General features: G+C 52.1%; 19 protein-coding genes, 1 rRNA gene and 2 pseudogenes. 20 read left to right on the top strand and 2 right to left on the bottom strand.

Annotation, left to right across the window (positions count from 1 at the left end; translation table 11 throughout):
- Positions 1–85 (bottom strand): 16S ribosomal RNA (locus BM261_RS08305); the annotation flags it as partial.
- Between the two features lie 454 nt (positions 86–539).
- Here BM261_RS08305 and thrB point away from each other — a divergent pair.
- From thrB to BM261_RS08355, 10 genes are all read left to right on the top strand, one after another.
- Positions 540–1,463 carry a homoserine kinase gene (gene thrB, locus BM261_RS08310; RefSeq protein ID WP_074897345.1) on the top strand — a complete coding sequence of 308 codons (924 nt, stop codon included), beginning with the start codon at positions 540–542 and terminating at the stop codon, positions 1,461–1,463.
- A 162-nt stretch (positions 1,464–1,625) separates the two neighbouring features.
- A complete protein-coding gene (locus BM261_RS08315) occupies positions 1,626–1,823 on the top strand; it encodes a DUF1737 domain-containing protein (protein ID WP_074897472.1) in 198 nt (65 codons plus the stop codon).
- An 87-nt stretch (positions 1,824–1,910) separates the two neighbouring features.
- Positions 1,911–2,009 carry an iron ABC transporter gene (locus BM261_RS08320; protein WP_074897347.1) on the top strand — a complete coding sequence of 33 codons (99 nt, stop codon included), beginning with the start codon at positions 1,911–1,913 and terminating at the stop codon, positions 2,007–2,009.
- Between the two features lie 468 nt (positions 2,010–2,477).
- Positions 2,478–3,893: a sodium:proton antiporter gene (locus BM261_RS08325; protein ID WP_074897349.1), complete on the top strand. Its 1,416-nt coding sequence runs from the start codon at positions 2,478–2,480 to the stop codon at positions 3,891–3,893.
- 239 nt (positions 3,894–4,132) lie between these two features.
- Entirely contained in the window at positions 4,133–5,965 is a 1,833-nt protein-coding gene (locus tag BM261_RS08330; RefSeq protein ID WP_074897352.1) for a lytic transglycosylase domain-containing protein, read from the top strand.
- 304 nt (positions 5,966–6,269) lie between these two features.
- Positions 6,270–6,470 (top strand): CsbD family protein, encoded by a 201-nt coding sequence (locus BM261_RS08335; RefSeq protein ID WP_074897355.1) that lies wholly within the window; start codon positions 6,270–6,272, stop codon positions 6,468–6,470.
- 77 nt (positions 6,471–6,547) lie between these two features.
- Positions 6,548–6,706: a DUF1328 domain-containing protein gene (locus BM261_RS08340; RefSeq protein WP_003744611.1), complete on the top strand. Its 159-nt coding sequence runs from the start codon at positions 6,548–6,550 to the stop codon at positions 6,704–6,706.
- 347 nt (positions 6,707–7,053) lie between these two features.
- Positions 7,054–8,502 (top strand): oligopeptide:H+ symporter, encoded by a 1,449-nt coding sequence (locus BM261_RS08345; RefSeq protein ID WP_074897357.1) that lies wholly within the window; start codon positions 7,054–7,056, stop codon positions 8,500–8,502.
- 64 nt (positions 8,503–8,566) lie between these two features.
- A complete protein-coding gene (locus tag BM261_RS08350; protein ID WP_074897359.1) occupies positions 8,567–9,526 on the top strand; it encodes a DUF4424 family protein in 960 nt (319 codons plus the stop codon).
- Between the two features lie 185 nt (positions 9,527–9,711).
- A complete protein-coding gene (locus tag BM261_RS08355) occupies positions 9,712–11,502 on the top strand; it encodes an aminopeptidase P family protein (protein ID WP_074897360.1) in 1,791 nt (596 codons plus the stop codon).
- A gap of 94 nt (positions 11,503–11,596) precedes the next feature.
- On the opposite strand, the gene BM261_RS08360 is transcribed toward BM261_RS08355, so the two are convergent.
- A complete protein-coding gene (locus BM261_RS08360) occupies positions 11,597–13,525 on the bottom strand; it encodes a hypothetical protein (protein WP_143095761.1) in 1,929 nt (642 codons plus the stop codon).
- A 122-nt stretch (positions 13,526–13,647) separates the two neighbouring features.
- Here BM261_RS08360 and ruvA point away from each other — a divergent pair, with 122 nt between their 5' ends.
- The 10 genes and pseudogenes from ruvA to BM261_RS08415 all read left to right on the top strand — a co-directional run bounded on the left by ruvA (position 13,648) and on the right by BM261_RS08415 (position 23,605).
- Positions 13,648–14,232 carry a Holliday junction branch migration protein RuvA gene (ruvA, locus tag BM261_RS08370; RefSeq protein ID WP_074897366.1) on the top strand — a complete coding sequence of 195 codons (585 nt, stop codon included), beginning with the start codon at positions 13,648–13,650 and terminating at the stop codon, positions 14,230–14,232.
- A 180-nt stretch (positions 14,233–14,412) separates the two neighbouring features.
- Positions 14,413–16,332 (top strand): TonB-dependent receptor, encoded by a 1,920-nt coding sequence (locus BM261_RS08375; RefSeq protein WP_074897368.1) that lies wholly within the window; start codon positions 14,413–14,415, stop codon positions 16,330–16,332.
- A 57-nt stretch (positions 16,333–16,389) separates the two neighbouring features.
- Positions 16,390–17,367: an ABC transporter substrate-binding protein gene (locus tag BM261_RS08380; RefSeq protein ID WP_074897370.1), complete on the top strand. Its 978-nt coding sequence runs from the start codon at positions 16,390–16,392 to the stop codon at positions 17,365–17,367.
- 152 nt (positions 17,368–17,519) lie between these two features.
- A pseudogene (locus tag BM261_RS08390) lies at positions 17,520–17,717 on the top strand (CRISPR-associated protein Cas4); the annotation flags it as partial.
- A gap of 36 nt (positions 17,718–17,753) precedes the next feature.
- The gene (locus BM261_RS08395; protein WP_074897372.1) at positions 17,754–19,697 is read left to right on the top strand and encodes a DUF2075 domain-containing protein; all 1,944 of its coding nucleotides are present in this window, start codon (positions 17,754–17,756) and stop codon (positions 19,695–19,697) included.
- Positions 19,698–19,741: 44 nt separating this feature from the next.
- Positions 19,742–19,819, top strand: a pseudogene (locus BM261_RS13055) (CRISPR-associated endonuclease Cas1); the annotation flags it as partial.
- A gap of 96 nt (positions 19,820–19,915) precedes the next feature.
- Positions 19,916–20,713, top strand: a complete 798-nt coding sequence (locus tag BM261_RS08400) for an ABC transporter permease (RefSeq protein WP_074897374.1) — start codon at positions 19,916–19,918, stop codon at positions 20,711–20,713.
- Positions 20,713–21,405 carry an ATP-binding cassette domain-containing protein gene (locus BM261_RS08405; RefSeq protein ID WP_172459051.1) on the top strand — a complete coding sequence of 231 codons (693 nt, stop codon included), beginning with the start codon at positions 20,713–20,715 and terminating at the stop codon, positions 21,403–21,405. The genes BM261_RS08400 and BM261_RS08405 overlap by 1 nt, the downstream gene beginning before the upstream one ends.
- Before the next feature lie 311 nt (positions 21,406–21,716).
- Positions 21,717–22,331 carry a CadD family cadmium resistance transporter gene (locus BM261_RS08410; RefSeq protein ID WP_049248376.1) on the top strand — a complete coding sequence of 205 codons (615 nt, stop codon included), beginning with the start codon at positions 21,717–21,719 and terminating at the stop codon, positions 22,329–22,331.
- Between the two features lie 176 nt (positions 22,332–22,507).
- Complete coding sequence (locus tag BM261_RS08415; RefSeq protein ID WP_074897377.1) at positions 22,508–23,605, top strand: NnrS family protein; 1,098 nt, start codon at positions 22,508–22,510, stop codon at positions 23,603–23,605.
- The last annotated feature ends 156 nt before the right edge of the window (positions 23,606–23,761 follow it).

Genomic DNA, 23,761 nt, shown 5'->3' on the forward strand with positions numbered 1-23,761 from the left:
AAGCACTACCCCGCTGCCGTCCGACTTGCATGTGTAAAGCATGCCGCCAGCGTTCAATCTGAGCCAGGATCAAACTCTTATGTTCAATCTCTAACTTATAACTTCTGGTCTGCTTCAAAGAAACCGACAGAATAATGTTCAAAACATCATCTTGTCTGTCTTCTAAACAGTGTGAGGCCTAAGCACTCACACTTATCGGTAATCTGTTTGTTAAAGAGCAAAGACGATTATTATAGCACGCCGCTTCTTTTTGTCAAACTATTTCTGAAAAGAAACGGAACTCAACCGTCAAAATACGCCGCCGAAGCGGCGAAGAACCGAACTATACGCACATCCGAAAATACTGTCAAACAAATATTGCAAGAAAATATGGGAAATTGCTTATCAAATTGTTTTATAAAATTTTATTTTTCTAAACCTCGAACAATAAAACTAAAAAATTTATTTTGCGTACATTCTTTCCTAGTAAGTTTGTATATTTGATATGATGCCGCAGTTTTAAAACTTATCTGTATCTTCTCCAAAGATAGGCGATTCCCATGTCTGTTTATACCAGTGTTTCCGATGATGAAATGCGTACTTTTTTAACTGATTACAATTTGGGTGATTTTATTTCCTTAGTAGGAATTGCCCAAGGCGTAACCAATAGCAATTATTTTTTAACCACATCCCATGGCCGTTATGTGCTGACTGTATTTGAAGTGCTGCAACAACACGAACTGCCTTTTTTTCTTCTGTTAAAACAGCATTTGAGCAAAGCCGGCGTTGCCTGCCCGGCACCTATCATGCGAAAAGACGGTCGTTTTGATTCTATCTTGGCAGGGAAACCGGCTTGTTTGGTTAGCTGCCTTCAAGGTGCGGATACGGGTTGGCCGACTATTAGGCAATGTTTTAACACAGGTGCGATGCTAGCCAAAATGCACTTGGCGGGCCGGGATTTTCCGCTGCATATGGAAAACCCCCGCCATGCTGCCTGGTGGCATGAAGCGGCAGATAAACTGCTGCCGGTATTAAATCAAGAAGATGCCGAACTCTTGCAGGATGAGATTGCTTATTTGGACAACCACCCCGATACAGGTTTGCCACGCGGCATTATCCATGCAGACTTATTTAAGGATAATGTGCTGCTGAACGGCGACGATGTAGCGGGTTTTATCGATTTTTATTATGCTTGCGACGGCAATTTTATGTACGATTTAGCGATTGCGGTCAACGATTGGGCGCGAACGGCAGACAATCACTTGGACTCTTCTTTAGAAGATGCTTTCGTTCGCGGTTATGAAAGCATCCGTCCACTTTCCGATGCCGAACGTGCTTATTTCCCTACGGCCCAGCGTGCCGGCTGTATACGTTTTTGGGTTTCCCGCCTGTTGGATTTCCACTTCCCGCAAGAGGGAGAAATGACCTTCATCAAAGACCCGAATGTATTCCGTGATTTGCTGCTGACCTTCAGACGGCCTTAATCCTCTTAAACGGCAGTCTTGTCCCTTTGCCGCCACTCGGAAAGAGTAAATTTACCGAATATGGCCGTTACTGTTTTTTAGATATTTCACTATACTGTTTCAGACGGCCCCGTCCTGCTTTTGAGGCCGTCTGAAAATGTTTTCACACTGGAGAAACTGCTCATGAAACTCTACCGCTACCTCACCGGACCGGACGACGCCTCGTTCTGCCGCCGCGTTACCGAAGCCCTGCAAAACGGCTGGGAGCTGTACGGCAACCCCACCCTCACGTTCGACGGCGAACACATTATCTGCGGGCAGGCCGTCATCAAGGAAAGCGACGGCGGCTACGACCCGGAAAAACCGCTGTCGGAATACTGACCGGACGCGCCGCCGGTTTTCGTTTTTGTTTTTCAGACGGCCCCGATGACGGTTTGAGGCCGTCTGAAACCCGCCCCCACCGAACCTATGCCTCCGAAACCTTCTTATTTCAACCTACCGAACCTGCTGGCGCTGGCGGTACTCTTTATCGTCAGCCTCTCCGTCGGCGTCGACGATTTCAGCTGACGGCACGTCCTCTCGCTTAAAATCCTTAAAATATAAAGAACACAAACACCATACGGCATATCCATCGTTTCAAAATATATTCGTTTTTTAAAGAAATGAATTACCCAAAAAATCCGTACTTGATGATTTTGTTGAGATTGCGCAGAAAATAGACTAAGATAGGCTTATAAGAAAACTTGGGAACATTATTATCAAAACAAACTGTTCAGCGTATTCCCAACATACCCAAACAATGATGTTTTTGTTCCCATATATCCTTGCCGCCCCAATTACAGTCAAATATTTTTCAAAAAGGCAGAATCGAAAATTCTGCCTTTTTTCTTAATTCGGCGCATTTCCCTGCTGCGTTTCATTGATTTTGTTTTTCCGTTACAATCGGACGGTAGTTTTTAATAATCAGACCGCTTGACTATAAAGGAAGGCCGTCTGAAAAATATCCTGCCGACCGGAATAAGAAAAGGAACTCTAATGCCGCACAAACTCCTTCTACCCCTGCTATTACTCTTTCCGACTTCCGTTTTCGCCGCCACACCCGACGGCTCAACTCTAAGTTTGTTATGGGGTTTGCCGTTTGCCTTGATTCTGCTGTCGATTGCTACCGGTCCGCTGCTGTTCTCACACACTTGGCATCATCACTTCGGCAAAATTACCGCGTTTTGGACGCTGCTTTTCCTTATTCCGTTCTCGCTCAGCTATGGCCTAGGTTCCGGCATTTCTACCGTTATCCACGCTCTAGTGGATGAATACATACCCTTTATCGCATTGCTGCTGGCACTCTATACCGTGTCCGGGGGCATTTTGGTATGGGGCAACCTGCATGGCTCGCCCAAAACGAATACCTCCATCCTCGCCATCGGCACCCTGCTGGCTTCCGTGATGGGGACGACCGGCGCGGCGATGTTGATGATACGCCCGCTGCTGAAGGCCAACGATAACCGCAAACACCGCGTACACGCCGTCATTTTCTTTATTTTCCTAGTAGCCAACATCGGCGGCGGCCTGACCCCGCTGGGCGACCCGCCCCTGTTCCTCGGCTTTTTGAAAGGCGTGGATTTCATGTGGACGGTACGCCATATGCTGATGCCCGTATTGATCAGCAGCACCGTCCTGTTAACTCTGTTTTATTTTCTTGACAGACATTTTTACAGCAAAGAAAACGAAATCCAACCCCGCGATCCAAGCCCCGACAGCCGTCTGCAAATCCACGGCAAACGCAACTTTGCCTTGCTAATCGGCATCGTCGGTACCGTATTGATGTCCGGCATCTGGAAACCCGGCATTTCCGTAGATGTATTCGGCAGCCATTACGAACTGCAAAACCTCATCCGCGACCTGCTGCTGCTGTCTATAACCGCCGTTTCGCTGATGATTACGCCGAAACAGGTTCGGGCCGGCAACGAATTCGACTGGGACCCGATAGCCGAAGTCGGCAAACTCTTCCTCGGCATCTTTATCACCATCACACCTGTTTTGGCCATCCTCAAAGCAGGCGAAAACGGTGCGCTGGCAGGCGTGGTCGCACTGGTGCACGACAGCTCCGGCCATCCGATTAACACCATGTACTTCTGGATGTCGGGCCTGTTGTCCGCCTTTTTGGACAACGCACCGACCTATTTGGTGTTCTTCAACCTCGCCGGCGGCGACCCCCACGTTTTAATGAACGGCCACCTGTTCCACACCCTGCTGGCCGTCTCAATGGGTTCGGTCTTCATGGGCGCGCTCAGCTACATCGGCAACGCCCCCAACTTCATGGTAAAAGCCATCGCCGAACAACGCAAAGTGCCCATGCCCAGCTTCTTCGGCTACATGGCCTGGTCGTTCGGCATTTTGGTGCCGCTCTTCCTGCTCCACACACTGGTTTTCTTCGTGTGGCAGATATTTTAAAAAACGGCAGACAGCCTTTCGGGGCCGTCTGAAAACATCCACCGGCCGGACGGAAACGTCCGGCCGGCCTATCTTCCGACAAACCGCAGAATACGAATAACCAATGTAAATCAAGTGCGGCACATTTGGGCAAAGCCAGCAAACCTTGCTATCATCCCTCCCTGCTTTCAGACGGCCTCCAACCCATCAAACACACAATATAGGCCGTCTGAAACCCGCAACAGAAAGAACGACGACACATGATCCGATACAGAATACCCCTGATTGCCGCCCTGCTCTTGGCAGCATGTACCGCCGAAAAGCCCGTAGAACCCGTAAACAGCAGGCACGCCCTACCGTCCGACGTTTCCGGCGGCTTCAGCCTGCCGACCGCCCGCAGCAGCGAAAACCCGGCAAAAACACTGAACGACTACGCCCTCTACGAAAACGTATTGCGCGCCGCCAAAGCCGGCGACGACATCCAGCCCGCCCAATTCCTCAGCGGCCAGAGCGACAGCGCGATGGGCGAAGCCGTCCGCAACGAATGGCTCAAAAGCCTGGCGCGGCGCGGCGACTGGGCAACCTTCCAACGCGAATACGCTAAACTCGCCGCCGAAGGCCGCAGCCAGGAAGTCGGCTGCTACGCCGAAAACCTGCAAGACACCGGCTTGGCGGCAAAACTCGTCCGCGAAACCGGCCGCCTGCCGCAAGGCTGCACCGCCTTAATCGAAACCCGCGCACGGGAAGGCCGTCTGAAAACCACCGATGCCTGGCGGCGCGTACGCGGCCTGATTGCCAACAACCAAACCACTGATGCCTCCCGTCTTGCCGCCGCCCTCGGCAGCCCGCTTGAAGGCGGCAGCGGGCAAGGCGCGCAAGAAAACCTCCTGCGCGGCATCATCGGCGCGAACGCACAAAAAAGCCCGGCGGCAGCCCAAAACCTGAGCAACCAAGAAAGCCTCTTCACCCGCGAACAGGCTGGATTCGCCTGGGGCGTACTGGCGCACCGTCAGGCCAAAAGCCAAAACTTCGCCACCGCCCTCGAATACTACCGCCGTGCCGACCGCAACCAACTGACAAACGACCAATTCGAATGGTTCGCCCGTTCCGCCCTGAGGCTTCAAGACTGGGGCACACTGGCCGACATCATTACCTCCATGCCGGCCGAACTGCAGGGCAATCCAACCTGGCTGTACTGGCTCGGCCGCAGCCACGCCGCACGCGGGGACAACGCCCGCGCCCAAACCCTCTATCGTAAAGCAGAGCAAAGCGGACGCAACTTCTACGCCGTACTGTCCGCCGAAGAACTCGGCAACCGCATCCGCACCGACAACAATGCCGCCGCTGCAAGCCGCCGCGACCTCGACACCCTGGCACGCGACGGCGCCATCGCCCGCGCCCTCACCCTGTTCAAAGCAGGCGGCGGCGACCGCGCCATGCGCCGTGCGGCACAGGCGGAATGGCGTTACGCCACGCGCGGCTTCAACGAAGACACCAAACTGGCCGCCGCCCAGCTTGCCTACGACAACCAATTCTACGAAATGGCCATCCACACCGCCGACAGCACTACACACAAACTCAACTACAACCTGCGCTACATCTCGCCCTTCCGCGACATTACCGGCCGCTATGCCGCCGAAGTAGGCATCGACCCAGCATGGGTTTACGGCCTCATCCGCCAAGAAAGCCGCTTCATGCTCGGCGCGCAATCCAGCGTCGGCGCACAAGGCCTGATGCAGGTTATGCCCGCCACCGCGCGCGAAATCGCAGGCAAAATCGGTATGGACAGCAGCGAACTCTACACCATGGACGGCAACATCCGCATGGGCACATGGTACATGTCCGATGCCAAACGCCGCCTGCAAAACAACGAAGTCATGGCCACGGCGGGCTACAACGCCGGCCCAGGCCGCGCCCGCCAATGGCAGGCATCATCCCCGCTGGAAGGCGCGATTTACGCCGAAACCATCCCGTTCGATGAAACGCGCGACTACGTGAAAAAAGTGATGACCAACGCTACCTACTACGCCTCGTTGTTCAAACAGGCGAACACCTCGCTGAAACAGCGCATGGGCGTCGTTCCCGGCAAATAAGCGCAGGAAATCACCTGAAACTGAAAGGCCGTCTGAAAATCCGTTTTCAGACGGCCTTTCCGTCAAAAATCCATCTCCCATACAGTTTATCCGACCCAAACCGCCAGAATTTTAAAAAATTAACAATAATTTTTAACCGTTTGATTTATTAAATTATTCATTGAAAAATTCATTAACTGGCTGATTGATGGCTTAGATGAAAATGTAAAGCGGCTTGCGACAAAATAAATTATCGGATAAGGTAAAAAACAAGCGGATAACGCCATTAGTATTTAATTATTAAGAAATATTGAAATGTATAACCATGAATGAATATATTATCAAAGAAAAATGGGCGCAACTCAAAGGTAAGGCTAAAGAGAAATGGGGCGAATTGACCAATGATGATTTGGACATCATCGAAGGCAAACGCGACCAATTGGCAGGGAAAATCCGCGAAAAATATGGCTGCACCAAAGAAGAAGCCGAAAAGGAAATCGACGATTGGCTAAACGGTCAAGATTAACGATTTCAATCTAATATTAAAAACATGCGGTTGCTTTCGGCCGTACACTCACCACAACAATTGAAAGGAAAAAAATCATGCTACATTATGCAGTCGTTTTCTTCGTTATCGCCATCATTGCAGCCGTACTGGGTTTCGGCGGCATCGCGGGCAGTGCGGCAGGCATTGCCAAAATCCTGTTTGTCGGCTTCCTGATTCTGTCGGTGTTGTCGCTGATTTTCGGCAAAAAGAAATAACCACCGACAAGTACCGAAAATCCGCTTCGGCAATCGGGCTGGGAAAGCTTTCGCAAATTGTGCGTCTAAAACCCAGCCCTCCATATTCCTGGCTTGTTGATGTATAGGCAGGTGGATTATTACCCGGCAGGCCGTCTGAAAATCCGTTTTCAGACGGCCTTTTCTATTGAAACACATCATAAAACGTAAATCCGCCATTGCCCGTTTTGACAAATTTTAAATATTGAGTTACAAATCACTACAAGGCAGGCATGATTCGGCTGCTGCCGTTGTTTTCAGACGGCCTGACTGCCGGATGCCGCTTGCCGACTAATAAAAAATTGATTGCCTTTTGTTAAGGAGAATTTATGTCTACCCCAAACCCGGCCAAAAAATTCTTCGGCCATCCGATTCAGCTTTCCACGCTGTTCCACATCGAACTGTGGGAACGTTTCTCGTTCTACGGGATGCAGGGCATCCTGATGATTTATCTATACTACGCCGCGAAAGAAGGCGGGTTGGGCATCGATAAAACCCTGGCCGGCGGCATCGTCGGCGCATACGGCGGCAGCGTCTACCTCTCCACCATCCTCGGCGCGTGGCTGGCCGACCGGATTTTTGGGGCGGAAAAAACGCTGTTTATCTCAGGCATCGTCGTGATGCTCGGCCACATCCTACTGGCCGTCATCCCCGGCCTGTCCGGCCTGCTGTTTGGCCTGGTGTGCATCGCATTGGGTAGCGGCGGCGTGAAATCGTCGGCCAGCTCCATGGTCGGCTCGCTGTATGAAAGCGACGAAATGAAACCGCTGCGCGATGCCGGTTTCTCGATTTTCTACATTTCCATCAATATCGGCGGCTTCTTCGGCCCCATCATTACCGGCCTGCTGCAAAAAGATTACGGCTTCCATTACGGCTTCGGCGCGGCTGCCGTCGGCATGGCGTTTGGTTTGTGGTGGTATTCCCTCGGCCGCAAAAATCTGCCGCAAACACCCGCCCCCAATCCGTTGCAGCCGGAAAAAGTAAAAACCGCCGCCGCAATCGGTGTATTGATCATATTGGTTTTGGGCAGCCTGATTGCCACCGGCGCGCTGAACCTCGAAACCTTCCCGCAATTCCTGCTGGCAACGGTGATTCTGGCCGTGATTGCCTACTTTGCGCGACTGCTGGGCAGCCAGCATGTCAATGCGGACAACAAACGCCACATCATCGCCTATATCCCGCTTTTCATTACCATCTGCGCCTTCTGGGCGGTATGGTTCCAGGTGTACACCGTGGCCACCGTATATTTTGACGAAACGGTAGACCGCACCTTCTTCGGCTTTACCGTACCCGTAGCATGGAAAGACTCGATACAGAGTATGTGGGTGGTGCTGTTCTCCGGCGTGTTGGCTGCCGTATGGACGAAAATGGGCAAACGCCAGCCGAAAACGCCGCTGAAATTCGCCCTGGCGATGCTGATAGTCGGCGTATCCTACCTCGGCTTCGTACCCTACATTTCTTCCGGTACGCCGATGCCGATCATCATCTTCGCATTGGTACTGCTGGCCGTAACGATAGGCGAACTGCTGCTGTCGCCGATTTCCCTCTCGCTGTCCACCAAAATCGCCCCGCCGATGTTCAAAACCCAGATGGTGGCCTTGAACTTCCTCGCCCTATCCATCGGTTTTACCTTGGGCGGCCAGTTGTTTAAACGGTTCTATGATGAAAAAGCACCGCTCGATTTCTACTGGTTGCTGTGTATCATCGGCGTATCGGTCGGCATCGCGCTGCTGGTACAGGTTCCCGTACTGAACCGTATGCTCAAAGGTGCGGATTAACATGCGCTTCAGGCCGTCTGAAAACATTTCAGACGGCCTTCCTCTGTTTTTTCAAAGGCATCCCATGAAACGCGCTATTCTCCTTCCCCTACTGCTCGCCGCCGCAACGGCGCAAGCCAATGACAGCACCGGCTTTGTCGAAACCGGCGGCATCCAATATTTAAAAAATCCGCATATTGAAATGCAGAGCGAGGATTTGTACATCAGCCAGCGGCAAATCCGCGTGGCTTATTCGTTCAAGAATCACTCTGCCCAAGACATTACCGAAACCGTATTATTCCCGCTGCCCGAAATACCGGCAACTCCCGACGGTGATTTTGCCGACACCGCTGGCCTCATCAACAGCTTCCGCATTTGGGCTGACGGCAAAGCCGTCAAACCTCAAATCCATGTGCGCGCCTTTTTTGAAACCAAAGACGGCAAAAAACTCGACATGACCGCCAAGCTGAAACAATGCGGTCTGTCCGATATCGAATTGATGGCTCCGTGGACGAATAGATACGACCATGAAAAAGTATCGGCCAAAATCAAAGCCTGCCTGGCCCCGCAGGCGGCCAAACTCAAGCTGAAAGTCGATGACGACATAAGCGATTTCTGGTCGGCAACAATCGTATACAGTTGGAAGCAGACCTTCAAAGCCGGCAAAACCACTAACATAAAACATCAATACACCCCACTTTTGGGCGGCAGCTTCCTCATCCCGCCCGCAGAACCGGAAAAAGGCGGCCCGATGGCGAAAACGTACTGCATCAGAGAAGACCTGCGCCGCACGCTGGCCGACCCGCGCCACCGCTTCCGCACCTACACCCAACTGGGCTACGTCTTAACCACCGGCGCAAACTGGGCCAAGCCGATCGGCAAATTCACACTGACAATCGAGCGCGAACCCGGCCAACTCGTTTCCCTGTGTTGGGACAAATCCTTACGTAAAATCAGCCCGACGGTTTTCCGCGCCGAAAAAACCGATTTCCTACCCAAAAAAGACTTGGATATTATCTTCTTCGCCGATTTAGAACCCATCTAGCCCAAGCACGAATTCTTCCATACCGCGTTTGCAAGCCCGCTATGAAGAAAGCACGGCCTGCGATATATTAGACAAACAAACCGAATCGGACAGGCCGTCTGAAAAACCGAAACCCTGCTTTCAGACGGCCCCTCCACCCATCCAATCCGCCGCCGAAACGGCGCGCACGCAGAAAGGAACAACTCATGAACCCCGCCGCCCAACGCCTTGCCAAACTCCGCCAAACCATGCGCGAACACAACCTCGCCGCCTGGATTATCCCGTCCGCCGATCCGCATTTGTCCGAATACCTGCCCGAACACTGGCAGGCGCGGGTGTATTTTTCCGGCTTCACCGGTTCGGTCGGCACCTTGGTCGTTACCGCCGACAAAGCCGGCCTGTGGGCGGACAGCCGCTATTGGGAACAGGCCGCACACCAGCTCCAAGGCAGCGGCATAGAATTGCAGAAAGTCGGCGAAGTCGCGCCCTACACCGACTGGCTGGCTGCCGAACTGCCGAACGGCGCGGCGGCGGGTGCGGCAGCCGACATGCTGTCGCTGACCGCCAAACGCCAGCTTGAAACCGCCTTCGCCGCCAAAAACATCCGCCTGGACGTATCGCGCGACATCGCCGACGCGGTTTGGACCGACCGCCCCGCCCTGCCGCAGGAAACCGTTTTCCCGCACGACGCGGCCTTCGTTTCCGAAACCGCCGCCGCCAAACTCGCCCGCGTGCGCGCCGCCATGAAAGAACAAGGCGCGGCCTGGCATCTGATTTCTTCGCTCGACGACACCGCTTGGCTGACCAACCTGCGCGGCAGCGACGTACCGTACAACCCCGTATTCCTGTCGTATCTGCTCATCGGCACTGATTCGGCCGTATTGTTTGTCGATGAAGCCAAGCTGAATCCGGCATCGCGCGCGCTGCTGGCCGAAGCGGGCATCACCACCGCGCCCTACACCGCCGTGCGCGAAGCCTTGGGCAAAATTTCAGACGGCCTGCTCGTCAATCCCGACAAAACCGCCGTCAGCACGCTGCAACTCATGCCGTCTGAAAGTCGCCTGATTGAAAACATCAACCCGTCCACCCTGTTCAAATCCGTCAAATCCGCCGCCGATTTGGACCATGTACGCGAAGCCATGCGGCAGGACGGCGCGGCACTGTGCGGCTTCTTCGCCAAATTCGAGCGCAATCTGGCCGACGGCACCGCCATGAACGAGCTGGACATCGACACCATGCTCCACAAATACCGCAGCGCGCGCCCGAACTTCGTTTCACTCAGTTTCAACACTATCGCCGGCTACAACGCCAACGGCGCGTTGCCGCACTACGCCGCCACGCCCGAAGCGTTCAGCGACATCACCGGCAGCGGCCTGCTGCTGATTGACTCGGGCGCGCAATATCTGGGCGGCACCACCGACATCACCCGCGTCGTCCCCGTCGGCGAAACCACGCCCGAACAAAAACGCGACTACACATTGGTCTTAAAAGCCCATATCGCGCTGGCCGAAACCGTGTTCCCCGAAAACATCGCCGCCCCCCTGCTCGACGCCATCTGCCGCAAACCCCTGTGGCAGGAACAATGCAACTACGGCCACGGCACGGGGCACGGCGTGGGCTACTTCATGAACGTGCACGAAGGCCCGCAGGTCATCTCCTACCTTGCCCCCGTCAATCCCCATCACGCCATGAAGGCGGGCATGATTACCTCCAACGAACCCGGCCTCTACCGCCCGGGCAAATGGGGCGTGCGCATCGAAAACCTCGTCGCCAACCAACCCGTAGCCTCGCCGCAGGAAACCGAATTCGGCAAATTCCTGCATTTCGAAACCCTCACCCTCTGCCCCATAGACACGCGCCCGATAGACCTGTCGCTGATGACGGCCGAAGAAATCCGCTGGCTCAACGCCTACCACGCCGACGTGCGCGAAAAACTGCTGCCGCTGGTAGACGGCGAAGCACGCGACTGGCTGCTGCTGCGGACAGAGGCCGTCTGAAAACGGCAAAGGCCGCAATAAATTGAAAGGCCATCTGAAAAACCCGCGACAAGGTTTTTCAGACGGCCTCTTTGATGTTGAAAGCCGTACGGGCTCAATACCCTGCATCCTCCAGCTGCAAAAACGCCCGATAGTAATCCTCCGTCGCCGCATCGTCGGCAACGGACTGCCCGGCTTTGGCCAGATAATCGCGGGCCAAACGGCGGCTTTCCTTACCGAATTTACCGTCGGCCTTAATCTTATAACCGCCTGCCTGCAAACGGCGTTGGATATAGAGCACCTGCTCTTTTTGCGCAGGCAGTTCCATCCTTTCGGTATGATTGTCAGAAGGCCGGCAAAGACTGCCGAAATCCCGTTTCAGCTTCGCAAAAAAACCGTTTCCTTCGAATTCCCCGTTTTCAGACGGCCCCAACCACCCGTCCGCCTGCCTGCACGCCGCCTGAGTTACCTCCAAGGCCAAACGGCCTTCGCTTTTCGGCAGCCAATCCTGCGAGGCGGCAAAACCGTAGGCGCAGGCCGCCAGCCATACAAGGAAGCCCCAGCCGAACAATTTTCCGAATGCCTCCGCATGACGCATCTGCTGGCGGTAGGCAGGCGGCACTTTGCGCCGCTGCCAGGCCACGACCACCATACTGAGCAAAGAAGCCGCAATGCCGACGGCCAACAGGATCAGCAGGAAAGCCAATCCGCCGCCCAGTAATGTTCCGAACGGCTTCGCGGCAATATTCTGTTCGGCATCCCATTCCTGCAACAAGGCCAGATAGGCCAAAACCGGCAGACCGGACAAAACCCACACGGTCGGGGAATAGGCGGGAGACACTTTATCGATGATCAGGTTCAGCACATTGGCCAGCCACCCTGCCATTTCCGTACTGATAAAGCCTTGGCAGGCCGTCTGAACGGCATGGCCGGTATCTTCGTCCTGCGCCGTGCGGCAGTCCGCGATTTTGCGCATGGCATCATCCAAAACCGGCTGTCCGGCATAACGGCTGAAAAACGCCACCGCATCCTTTTTGCCCAATTTCCGCTTTCCGGACAAATTCGTCTGCAGGAACGCCAGCTCGTCGGCAAACAAATCGTCGAACACGGTCGGCCGCACATAGGGATAAGGCGGATTGGAAAACGCATGGCAGATATACGTCTTCCCCTTCAGCCCGAACGGCAGCATGACAGCGGTGCTGATACCGACATACGACATCCCGTGCGTCTTTTCACCCGCCTGCTCCCCATTCAAATCGAAAGGGATTTTCTCGCCGCAAAATTCCGCACCCGACCGGGCCAGCAAATCACTTAATGCCTGCGGCGCAAACCGCGTATCCGCCGCCACCTCGTACGACGGCACGGCCAATGCCTGTATTTCACGGACACGGGTAAAAAAGCCGTAGCCCGAACAATTGCCGCATTTTTCCCTGCCGCTGCCCGAACACGAACCGCACGTCCTGTATCCGCTGCCCCAGCAGCCGCCGCAGCTTTTGTACACCGTCCGCGTACCCCGGTATTGGCTGTTGCCGTCATATACCGGCACCTGCTCGGCATGTTGACCCGAACCGCCGCACCAATGACACCGCTCCCGCCCCGATCCTTGGCAGGAGCGGCATGAGACATTGCCCTTGCCGTGGCAGGATTGGCATTGCTCATGCATGGAAAACGGCCGGAAAGTATGGAAAGCCGTTTCCCGCCCCGATTCGGCCACACCTTTCCCGCCCGCAACACGCAGCCTGTCCATAAAGCCCGCCCGCAAATCTGTATCGCAGGCCGCCCGTTCCGACAATTCGCCGCTGTGCCGCGCAAATGCCGCGCCGTTGTAACCGAAATGATCAGCCATCGAAGCATCGCCCGCCGTTACGCTGTCCTCCATCGTGCCGGAGAAAGACCACAACACGAGCAAACGGACACAGAAATCTTCCGCTTCATACTGCCCGGGCACAACTTCGCCCGCCCGCGCCTGATTACCATCAATCAGATTGCGTAGCTGGTGTAGTAAAATACCCGCCAACTCATCATGTTTTCTGTTATCACTCATTCATTCCCCCTGAAAACGCCCTGCCAGAAACCACGGCCGCGCAATTATACCCACCGGCGCCGAATCGCGCCGACCGTTTCGCACTATAATCCCGCCCGTTTCAATCCATTCGAGGAACCCCCATGATCAGCCGCCTGACCGGAAAACTCATCGAAAAACAGCCGCCGCAAATCGTCATCGACGTAAACGGCGTGGCCTACGAAGCCAACGTTTCCATGCAGACCTTCTACAACCTGCCGCCCTTGAACGAAACCGTGCAGCTCTACACCCAACTCGTCGTGCGCGAAGACGCACACCTGCTGTTCGGCTTCGGCACGGCTGCCGAACGCGCGACTTTCCGCCAACTGGTCAAAGTAAGCGGCATCGGTGCAAAAACCGCCCTGGGCATCCTGTCCGCCATGACCGCCGACGAACTGGCGCAGGCCGTGGCGCAGGAAGATGTCAAACGCCTCTCCTCCGCTCCCGGCATCGGCAAAAAAACCGCCGAGCGCATGATACTCGAACTGCGCGGCAAACTTTCCGGCGGCACGGTTTCAGACGGCCTGTTTGCCCAACCGCAGGCCGCCGACGAAACCGACGACATCATCGGCACGCTGCTGGCCCTGGGTTACAGCGACCGCGAAGCCCGCGCCGCCGTCAAAGGCATCGCCCCGGGAACGGAAGTGGGCGAAGGCGTACGTCTGGCCTTGAAAAATCTGCTGAAATAAGCTGCAAAGCAATAAAAATACAACAGGCCGTCTGAAAATACCGTTTTCAGACGGCCTTTTTACATTCGGCCATGGCGGCAAACATCAATAAAAATTCCCTTTAGCCGATTGGGAGAAACTTTTCTTTACTTGCATTACTTTTAATAGCATAATAAATAAAAATTATTATCAGGAGTTGAGATGAAACAAAAATACTTGGCTTGGCTGCTGATGGGCGGCCTTGCATCAGCACCCATTTTCGCGGAAACCTTGGCAGACCCTGACGAAATCCAGCCTGTCAAAACCTTCTCGCCCCCCAAACCCATTGCGCCAACCGCGGCTCAGGGCTACTTCCCCGAAAACCAATTCGACCGCACCGACCGCAGCAATCATTACTTTGTTACCGAAAACATAGACCAAGCCTTCCGCCCGCTGAAGGCAAACAGCGGCTTTTACGGCAAAAGCTTTTACAACTCCGTTACCGCGCAAGCACGCGGGGCGAAGGTGTACGGAGTAGCCAACCTCAATCACACCAAGGCAAACGGCTACAAAGACGGCGGCGGCCGCGATACCGATTGGAAATACAGCCGCTTCAATCAGGCTTTGGTGCTTGGTTTCGTGCCGTCTGAAAATCAGGAATACCGCCTCACTTATCTGCACGACGACATCAACAACGACCGCCAGCCGCAGTTCGTCAACGACGCATTGGACACCGAACGCCACATTGCCAAACTCAACGCGCGTTGGGGCAATGCCGATTTGAGCAATACGGTCAGCGCGGAAGCAGGCATCATCAAACTCAAACGCCGCGCCGACAATTACTCCCTGCGCCAAAACAACACGCCGCAGCAAGTGTTCGTAGAGCTTGACCGCAAAGTGTATGATTTCTCGCTCAAACACGACGCGGACTTCGGCAAGTTCCACAACACGGCCGCCATCAGCTACCGCAACGACAGCCAAAACGGCGAACGCAACGCCCACACTCCCATGCGCGATTTCCTCAACGGCTACCGTTTCGCCGATGTGCACATCGACCGCTGGCGCATTGCCGATACCTTGTCTTACAAGTTTGACGACCGACACAAACTGGGCTTGGGCTTGAGCTACGAACTCAACGAAGCGGACGTTCGCAAAAATACGGCGCAACCCGCCCATCCGATGAACCGCAATCTCGCCTTCGCCTCGGCGCAACAAATCTGGAAAACCCATTACGGCTACGACTTCAACAGCAAAGTGCGCCGTCATGCTTTATCGGGCGAAATCAAATACGATTTCACGCCGTCTGAAACGCAAAAATACAGCGTTTCCCTTGCTCACTTAGAACGAATCGGCGACAACACCGAACGCTTCAACTCGCTTGCCGCCATCGTGCAAAACCGCATGAACGGTGCGCTGATGAACCAAACCCCAGCCGCCGCCATCGCAGGCAATCCCCTGCTGAAAACCGAAAAACACAACCGCATCAAGCTCACCGCCGACAGCCGCAACGACTACTACAACGGCTACATGAACTCGTTGGCAGGCGCGGGCTGGAACGTGGGCGGCACGCTTGTAGCGGACAAAGTCAAAGACCTGATTATTTTTGACCGCGCACACGGACAAAGCGGTATTTCATCCAATCGCGGCGGCATCATCACACGCAACGTGGACGCACGCCTATTCACAGCGCAAGCCTACGCGCGTTACAACTTCAATCCGCATTGGGCGGCAGGCATCAAAGCCGCCTACAACTACGGACACAACGAAACCGACGGCAGGCCGCTCTATCAAATCCGTCCGTTTGAAGCCGCCGTCCAAGCCGACTACAAAAACTACTTTGCCCACGGCAGCTACAACATCGGCACAGCGGCACGCTTTGTCGCCAAACAAACGCGCGGCGATTTTGACGCGGCAAGCGGTCTGGGCATAGACAAACGCGAAGCCGCCAAAGGCTTTACCGTTGCCGACGTGTACGCAGGCGTAAACATCAAAGACAAATACGGCTTGCGCTTGGGCGTGAACAACGTGTTCAACAAAAAATACGCCGAACACATCAGCGGCGACCACGTCCTCGCCCTGTCGCCAAGCGTGGTGTACGCACCGGGCAGGACATATTGGTTGAGTTTGCATGCGGCTTTTTAAAATCAGGCCGTCTGAAAGAATGCCTACACTGGCTTATTAAGAATTAGGAGATAAAAAATGGATATGAAGAGACGTGATTTCTTAAAAATGACCGCCGCGCTGGCTGCAGCAGGGGTTTCGCCCTCGCTGTTGGCGGCGGGGAAAGAGCAATTTACCGTGTACGGCGCGCCGGCGATGCCCAGCGTCACCATCGCCGTAGCGGCGTTGCAAGGCAAACTGGCGAAACAGGCGGATGTGTCGCTCAAGGTTTGGCGATCGCCCGACCAGCTTCGCGCGGGCGTGGCGAGCGGGCAATTTAAAGTGATGATGAGTCCGAGCAATGTCGGCGTGAACCTGCGCAACCAAGGGCAGAAAGTCGGCATGGTGAATATTTTGACCAACGGCATCACGCAGCTGATGTGCAAAGGCAGCGCGATTACCTCGCCGCAGGATTTGGTCGGCAAAAAAATTCTTGTGCCGTTTAAAAACGACATGCCCGACATCGTGCTGCAAGCCTTGTTGAAAAAACTGAAAATCGACGCGCACGAAGTCGGCATCACTTACACCGCCACGCCGCCCGAAGCGGTGGGGCTGTTTTTGAGCAAGGACTACCACGCCGCCATCCTGCCCGAACCGATGGCAACTGCCAGCATGCTCAAAGGCAAAACCATGGGCGTAAACGTCGTGCGCGGCTTTGATTTGGTAAAAGCATGGGGGCAGGCGTTTGACACCAAACCGCTGATTCCGATGGCGGGCATCATCGCCAACGAAGAATATTTCCACGCACACAAGGCGCAGTTCGACATCTTCCATCAGGATTTGAAAAACGCGCTCAACTGGATACTGGCTAACCGCCAAAGCGCGGCGAAAATCGGCAAAAACTACCTCCCCGCCCCCGAACCCGCCCTAGTCATGGGCTTGGACGGCGCGCGGCTGACGGTAACCAAAGGCAGCGAAGTGAAGAGCGAGATTTTGAAGTTTTACGAAATCCTGATGCAGTTCAACCCGAAACTTCTGGGCGGCAAGCTGCCGGATAACAGGTTCTTCTTGGCTTAAAAGAGGAAAGAGGCCGTCTGAAAATAATGGTGTAGCCATAAAATCCGCCTTGTCATTTTCAGACGACCTATCAGGACATTATCAGCAGCGTAGGTCGGATTCTTGAATCCGACATTTCGGCTAAAAGGGGCTGTCGGATACGAGTATCGGATCTACTCTTTTCAGACGGCCTGCGCGTCCAAACACTCGCCACCATCGCTGCTGTCCGCAACTTATTGGAAAGCGGACAAACCCCTCCGCCCGGATATAGCAAATGCTGCAAAGCTTGTTTGCTGGTAGAGATCTGCCAGCCGGAGTCGTTGGGAAAGCGGGATAGGTCAAAGAATTATATTGAGGAACTATTTTTATAAGAAACACAATTAATATTAATATTAGGTAGATAAATTATGTTAAGAGCTTATTATGGTAAAAGTATTACTGATTTCATCCAGGAAGATGATTTAAATATTTTGGGTACATTAGCTAAAAATCATGGTTATCAAACACTAGAAAAATCGCAACAAAATGCATGGGAACGGCAAATTACCATTTTAAAGTCACAATTAGCAGAACTAACTGGTTATATTTATTTTGAATTTTCAATTCCAAGAATGGGGAAGCGTGTTGATAATATTGTAATTCTTGGAGATAAGATTTTTTTGCTAGAGTTTAAAATTGGCAGCGAACAATATGATAAGCATGCCATTGACCAAGTAATTGACTATGCGCTTGATTTACGAAATTTTCATGAAGGTAGTCATTATGCAAATTTAATTCCTATATTGATTGCAGAGAAAGCGCCAATTTTTGAAAATAATTTTCAGACAGCACAAAATCTAGATCAGGCAATTTTATTGAATGCGCGGAATTTAAATGAGTTTTTCAAACCTTATGATTCAAGTAGTCTGATGGATGTTTTAGCTTGGGAGCAATCTCCATACAAACCAACGCCTACCATTATTGAAGCAGCACAAGCACTTTATCAAAATCATGATGTTGCAGAAATCACGCGTTCAGATGCTGGTGCAAAAAATTTATCAGCTACGGCTAATTGCATTAGTAACATTATTGAGCAAGCCAAACAAGGGAGTAAAAAAGCTATTTGTTTTGTTACTGGTGTTCCAGGTGCAGGGAAGACATTGGCTGGGCTCAATATTGCTAATCAGCGTTTAAAAGTAGCAGAAGATGAGCACGCTGTTTTCTTATCAGGAAATGGCCCGTTGGTACAAGTTTTGCAAGAGGCTTTAGCAAGAGATAGTGTCATTAAAAATAAAATCAAAAAAGAAAATGCATTAAAGGCAACCAAAGCATTCATTCAAAATATTCATCATTTTAGAGATGAATATTTGAAAAATTCACAGGCACCAACTGAAAAAGTTGTGGTATTTGATGAAGCACAACGAGCGTGGAATCAACATCAAACTCGTAAATTTATGAGTCAAAAACGCGGAAGGCCAGATTTTAATCAGTCTGAACCAGAATTTTTGATTGAGGTAATGAATCGCCATCAAGATTGGTGTGTGATAGTTTGCTTGATTGGGGGAGGTCAAGAAATCAACACAGGGGAAGCAGGTCTTGTTGCCTGGATGCAAGCTTTGAAATCTTCTTACATAGATTGGCAGGTGCATTATTCTAATTTAATTGTCAATCAAGACAATTATTTACAAGATACTGCAATAAAAAACTGGTTATCTACGACAGGCGTTAAGCAAAACCATTTACATCTGGCTACTTCAGTGCGTTCGTTTCGGTCAGAAAAAGTTTCGGCATGGGTACACGCGTTATTAGACATAGATGAGCAAGCCAAGTCACTTTGGAAAGAAATTAAAAGCAATTATCCTATTGTACTTACAAGAGATTTGCAAAAGGCTAAAGCATGGGTAAAGGCACAAGCCAAAGGAAGTGAGCGTTATGGCTTGGTGGCTTCATCTGGGGCGCGTCGTCTGAAAGCATTAGGAGTGCATGTCAAAAATGAAATCGACGTGGCCAATTGGTTTTTAAATCCCAAAGATGATGTGCGTTCCTCTTATTTTTTAGAAGATGTGGCAACAGAGTTTGATGTTCAAGGACTTGAGCTTGATTGGGTATGTCTAGCTTGGGGAGAAAATTTCTATTATCAGGATAACCAGTGGTGCTACCAATCCTTTAAAGGATACAAATGGCAAAATATCAATAAAGAAGAGGATAAACAGTTTACCCAAAATGCTTATCGAGTTTTATTAACAAGAGCAAGGCAGGGCATGGTAATCTGGATTCCGGAAGGTAGTGAAAGTGATAACACTCGTCAAAAAAAGTTTTATGATGGGACATATCAATACTTAAAATCTATCGGTATAGATGAATTGGTTTAACTGTAAATACAGTGTGTTTAAATTAAAACCTAAAGAATTTCACCATACGCAAACTGCAAAACATGTTCTATATCACCACCAAAGGCAGTTATCTGCATAAGGAGCAGGAGCGTAAGAAAGTCGTCTGAAAAGAACTTATGGTGTTTATCCGATTGTCCACCCAACTTTTCAGACAGCCTATCGTCCCCAAACCAGCCCCATCAACCAACACTCAAACCATGATTAAAACCGACAAAATACGCAAACCGCAGCCTGCGGTGTTTTACATCATCGACTACCTTTGGAGCGGCTTTGCCGGTCTGAGCGTGGCGATGGTGGTGGTGGCGTTGTGGGCGTGGGGTAGCGCCGTGTTCGGTGAGTTTATGCTGCCTGCGCCGGTTGAGGTGTTTCAAAAATCTTTGGATTTATTGAAACATTTTCAGGAAAACGAAATCGGGATTTCGCTGTGGCGGTCGGTGGTGGGGATTTCGGTTGCTTTGGTAGCAGGATTGGCGGCAGGGCTGGTGGCGGGCAGTTTTAAGACGGCGATGGCTTTACTCAAGCCTATGATTACGATTTTGTTGGCGATGCCGCCGATTATTTGGGTGGTGATGGCGTTGTTTTGGTTCGGTTTCGGCAATCCGAGCGTGCTGTTTACCATCATTGTGTTGGTTGCACCGCTGACGTTTGCGAGTGCGGCAGTCGGGATGGCGAGCGTGAACAAGCAGCATGAGGAATTGTTTGACGCTTATAAATTAGGCCGTCTGAAAAAAATCCGTTATCTGTATATCCCGCATCTGACGGGCTATGTGATTTCCAGCATCGGCGTGGCGGTGGCGATGGGGGTGAAGGTGGTGATTATGGCGGAACTTTTGGGCGCGAGCGAAGGCGTGGGCGCGCGGATTGCGGACGCGAGGGCGATGCTGGAGACTTCGACGGTGATGGCTTATGTGGTGTTGGTCATCGTGTTTGTATCGCTGTTTGAATACCTGATTACCAAGCCTTTGGAAATTTTGTTTATGCCGTGGAGGAGATGATGCTCTGTCTTGAAAACGTGCGTTTTGAAATTCTCCGCGACCCCATCGTGCGCGATTTCAGTTTGAACCTGCAACACGGCGAAGTGAAAGCCTTGTTCGGGCCGAGCGGCTGCGGCAAGACGACGGTTTTGCGGCTGATTGCGGGCTTGGAAACGCCGAAATCAGGCACGATACGCAATACTTTCCGCAAAACGGGTTTTCTGTTTCAGGAAAACCGTCTGCCGGAAAACCTGACCGCGATGCAGAATATCGCCATTTTTATGAACAAACCCGATGAGGACGAAATCATCGCGCTGGCGGCGAAAGTCGGGCTGACTGTGGGCGATTTGAACAAATATCCGACCGAGTTGTCCGGTGGCATGGCGAAACGGGTAGCGTTTTTGCGCCTGCTGCTGTGCGGCTGCGACCTTGCCTTGCTGGACGAGCCGTTTGTCGGTTTGGACCGCGATTTGCGCGATATTTTGGTTGCCATGCTGGTGGAAAAAATCGAGCGGCAGGGCATGGCGTGTATGCTGGTAACGCACGACCGCTTCGAAGCCGCGCGCCTGAGCCATGAAATCATGCTGCTTTCCACTAAGGGCATGAACGTGCAAAACGTGATTACCCTGCCTACGCCGCTGTCCGAACGCGATTCGGCTTTTGAAGAAGCCGTGGTGGCAAGAGAGTTTCAGGGGATTCATTATTATGAATGATACGGGCATTTGAGTGTCTGACGAACCTTGCGGTTCGTTGCCCTCTCCCTAACCTTCTCCCACGGGGCGAGGGGATCAGGTTTCTGAAAATCAGAGGGTGCAGGATTGGGAATCGGATGGCAGGTAAACATTGAAAATGTTCGGGTTTGGCAGCTTAATTCCCTCTCCCCGTGGGAGAGGGCTAGGGAGAGGGCAAGCAAGCCGCAGGCTTGCCTCTTTAGCGAAAGATACGAATCTGTTATCCGAACGCGATTCGGTTTTTGAAAAAGCCGTGGTGCCAAGGGGGCAGGGGATTCATTATGAGGTGCTTTATGTTTTCGACTGTGATTACTGCTGCTGTTTTATATATTGCTACAGCAGTAGATTTGTTGGTAATACTATTAATATTTTTTGCTAGAGCAAATACTAGAAAAGAATATCGAGATATTTATATCGGACAATATTTAGGTTCTGTAATTTTAATATTAGTTAGTTTATTTCTAGCTTTTGTTTTGAATTATGTTCCGGAAAAATGGGTGTTGGGTTTATTAGGTTTAATACCGATTTACTTAGGTATTAAAGTTGCTATTTACGACGATTGTGAGGGCGAAAAAAGAGCTAAAAAAGAATTGGATGAAAAAGGGTTGTCAAAATTAGTCGGTATTGTTGCTTTGGTTACAGTTGCTAGTTGTGGTGCAGATAATATTGGACTTTTTGTTCCTTACTTTGTGACTTTAGATCTTGTCGACTTATTAGTTACTCTTCTTGTATTTTTAATATTGATTTTTGTTTTAGTATATACAGCACAAAGATTGGCTAATATTTCAGGTGTTGGTGAAATTGTAGAGAAGTTTAGTCGTTGGATAATAGCTGTTATTTATATTGGTTTAGGGTTATTTATTATTATTGAAAATAATACAATTCGAACAATAATATCAATAATATGAATGATACGGGCATTTGAATATCTGACGAACCTTGCGGTTCGTTACCCTCTCCCCGTGGGAGAGGGTTAGGGAGAGGGTAAGCAAGCCGCAGGCTTGCTTCTTTGGTAAAAGATACGGACCTGTCTGCCCAATAAATCCATATCCGAAAGCATCTTCATGCAGAATCAAGCCAAGCCATGAATAAATTTTTCACCCACCCCATGCGGCCGTTTTTTGTCGGCGCGGCGGTACTTGCCATACTCGGCGCGTTGGTGTTTTTCATCAGCCCCAGCGCCATCGTCCTGCACCGCCAAATCTTCTTAGAACTCATGCTGCCTGCGGCATACGGCGGTTTTCTGACTGCCGCCATGCTCGAATGGACAGGTTATAAAGGCCGTCTGAAACCCGTTGCCACCGTCTTGGTGGCGTTGTTGTTCGCCGCAACCGTCCTGCTGCCGTTTGCTCCGCAAACCGCTTCGTTTTTCGTCGCCGCCTATTGGCTGGTGTTGCTGCTGTTCTGCGCCTGGCTGATTTGGCTCGACCGCAACACCGACAATTTCGCCCTGCTGATGCTGCTTGCCGCGTTTACCGTTTTTCAGACGGCCTATGCCGTCAGCGGCGATTTGAACCTGTTGCGCGCGCAAGTGCATCTGAACATGGCGGCGGTCATGTTCGTATCCGTGCGCGTCAGCGTCCTTTTGGGTGCGGAAGCACTCAAAGAATGCCGTCTGAAAGACCCCGTATTCATCCCCAACGTCGTCTATAAAAACATCGCCATCACCTTCCTGCTCCTGCACGCCGCCGCCGAACTTTGGCTGCCCGCGCAAACCGCCGGTTTTACCGCATTCGCCGTCGGTTTCATCCTGCTCGCCAAGCTGCGCGAACTGCACCATCACGAACTCCTGCGCAAACACTACGTCCGCACCTATTACCTACTCCAGCTTTTTGCCGCCGCAGGCTATCTGTGGACAGGCGCGGCGAAACTGCAAAACCTGCCCGCTTCCGCGCCCCTGCACCTGATTACTCTCGGCGGCATGATGGGCGGCGTGATGATGGTGTGGCTGACCGCCGGACTGTGGCACAGCGGTTTTACCAAACTCGACTACCCCAAACTCTGCCGCATCGCCGTCCCCATCCTCTTCGCAGCCGCCGTCTCGCGCGCTGTTTTAATGAACGTGAACCTGATATTCTTCATCACCGCCCCCGCGATTCTGACCGCCGCCGTGTTCGTGCTTTATCTGTTGACGTTCGTACCAATCTTTCGGGCGAATGCGTTTACGGATGATCCGGAATAATGGAGAGGCCGTCTGAAAATCTGGTTTATATAGTGGATAGAAATAAAAAACGCCCTATATCGTCATTCCCGCGTAGGTGAAAATTCAGAGTTTGGGTTTTCAGGCATTGATAGGAAAGGATTGTGATGCGACGGTCTGGATTCCCGCCTGCGCGGG

Origin of the sequence: Neisseria elongata subsp. elongata (assembly GCF_900113545.1) — a bacterium.
GTDB classification, from domain to species: Bacteria; Pseudomonadota; Gammaproteobacteria; order Burkholderiales; family Neisseriaceae; genus Neisseria; species Neisseria elongata.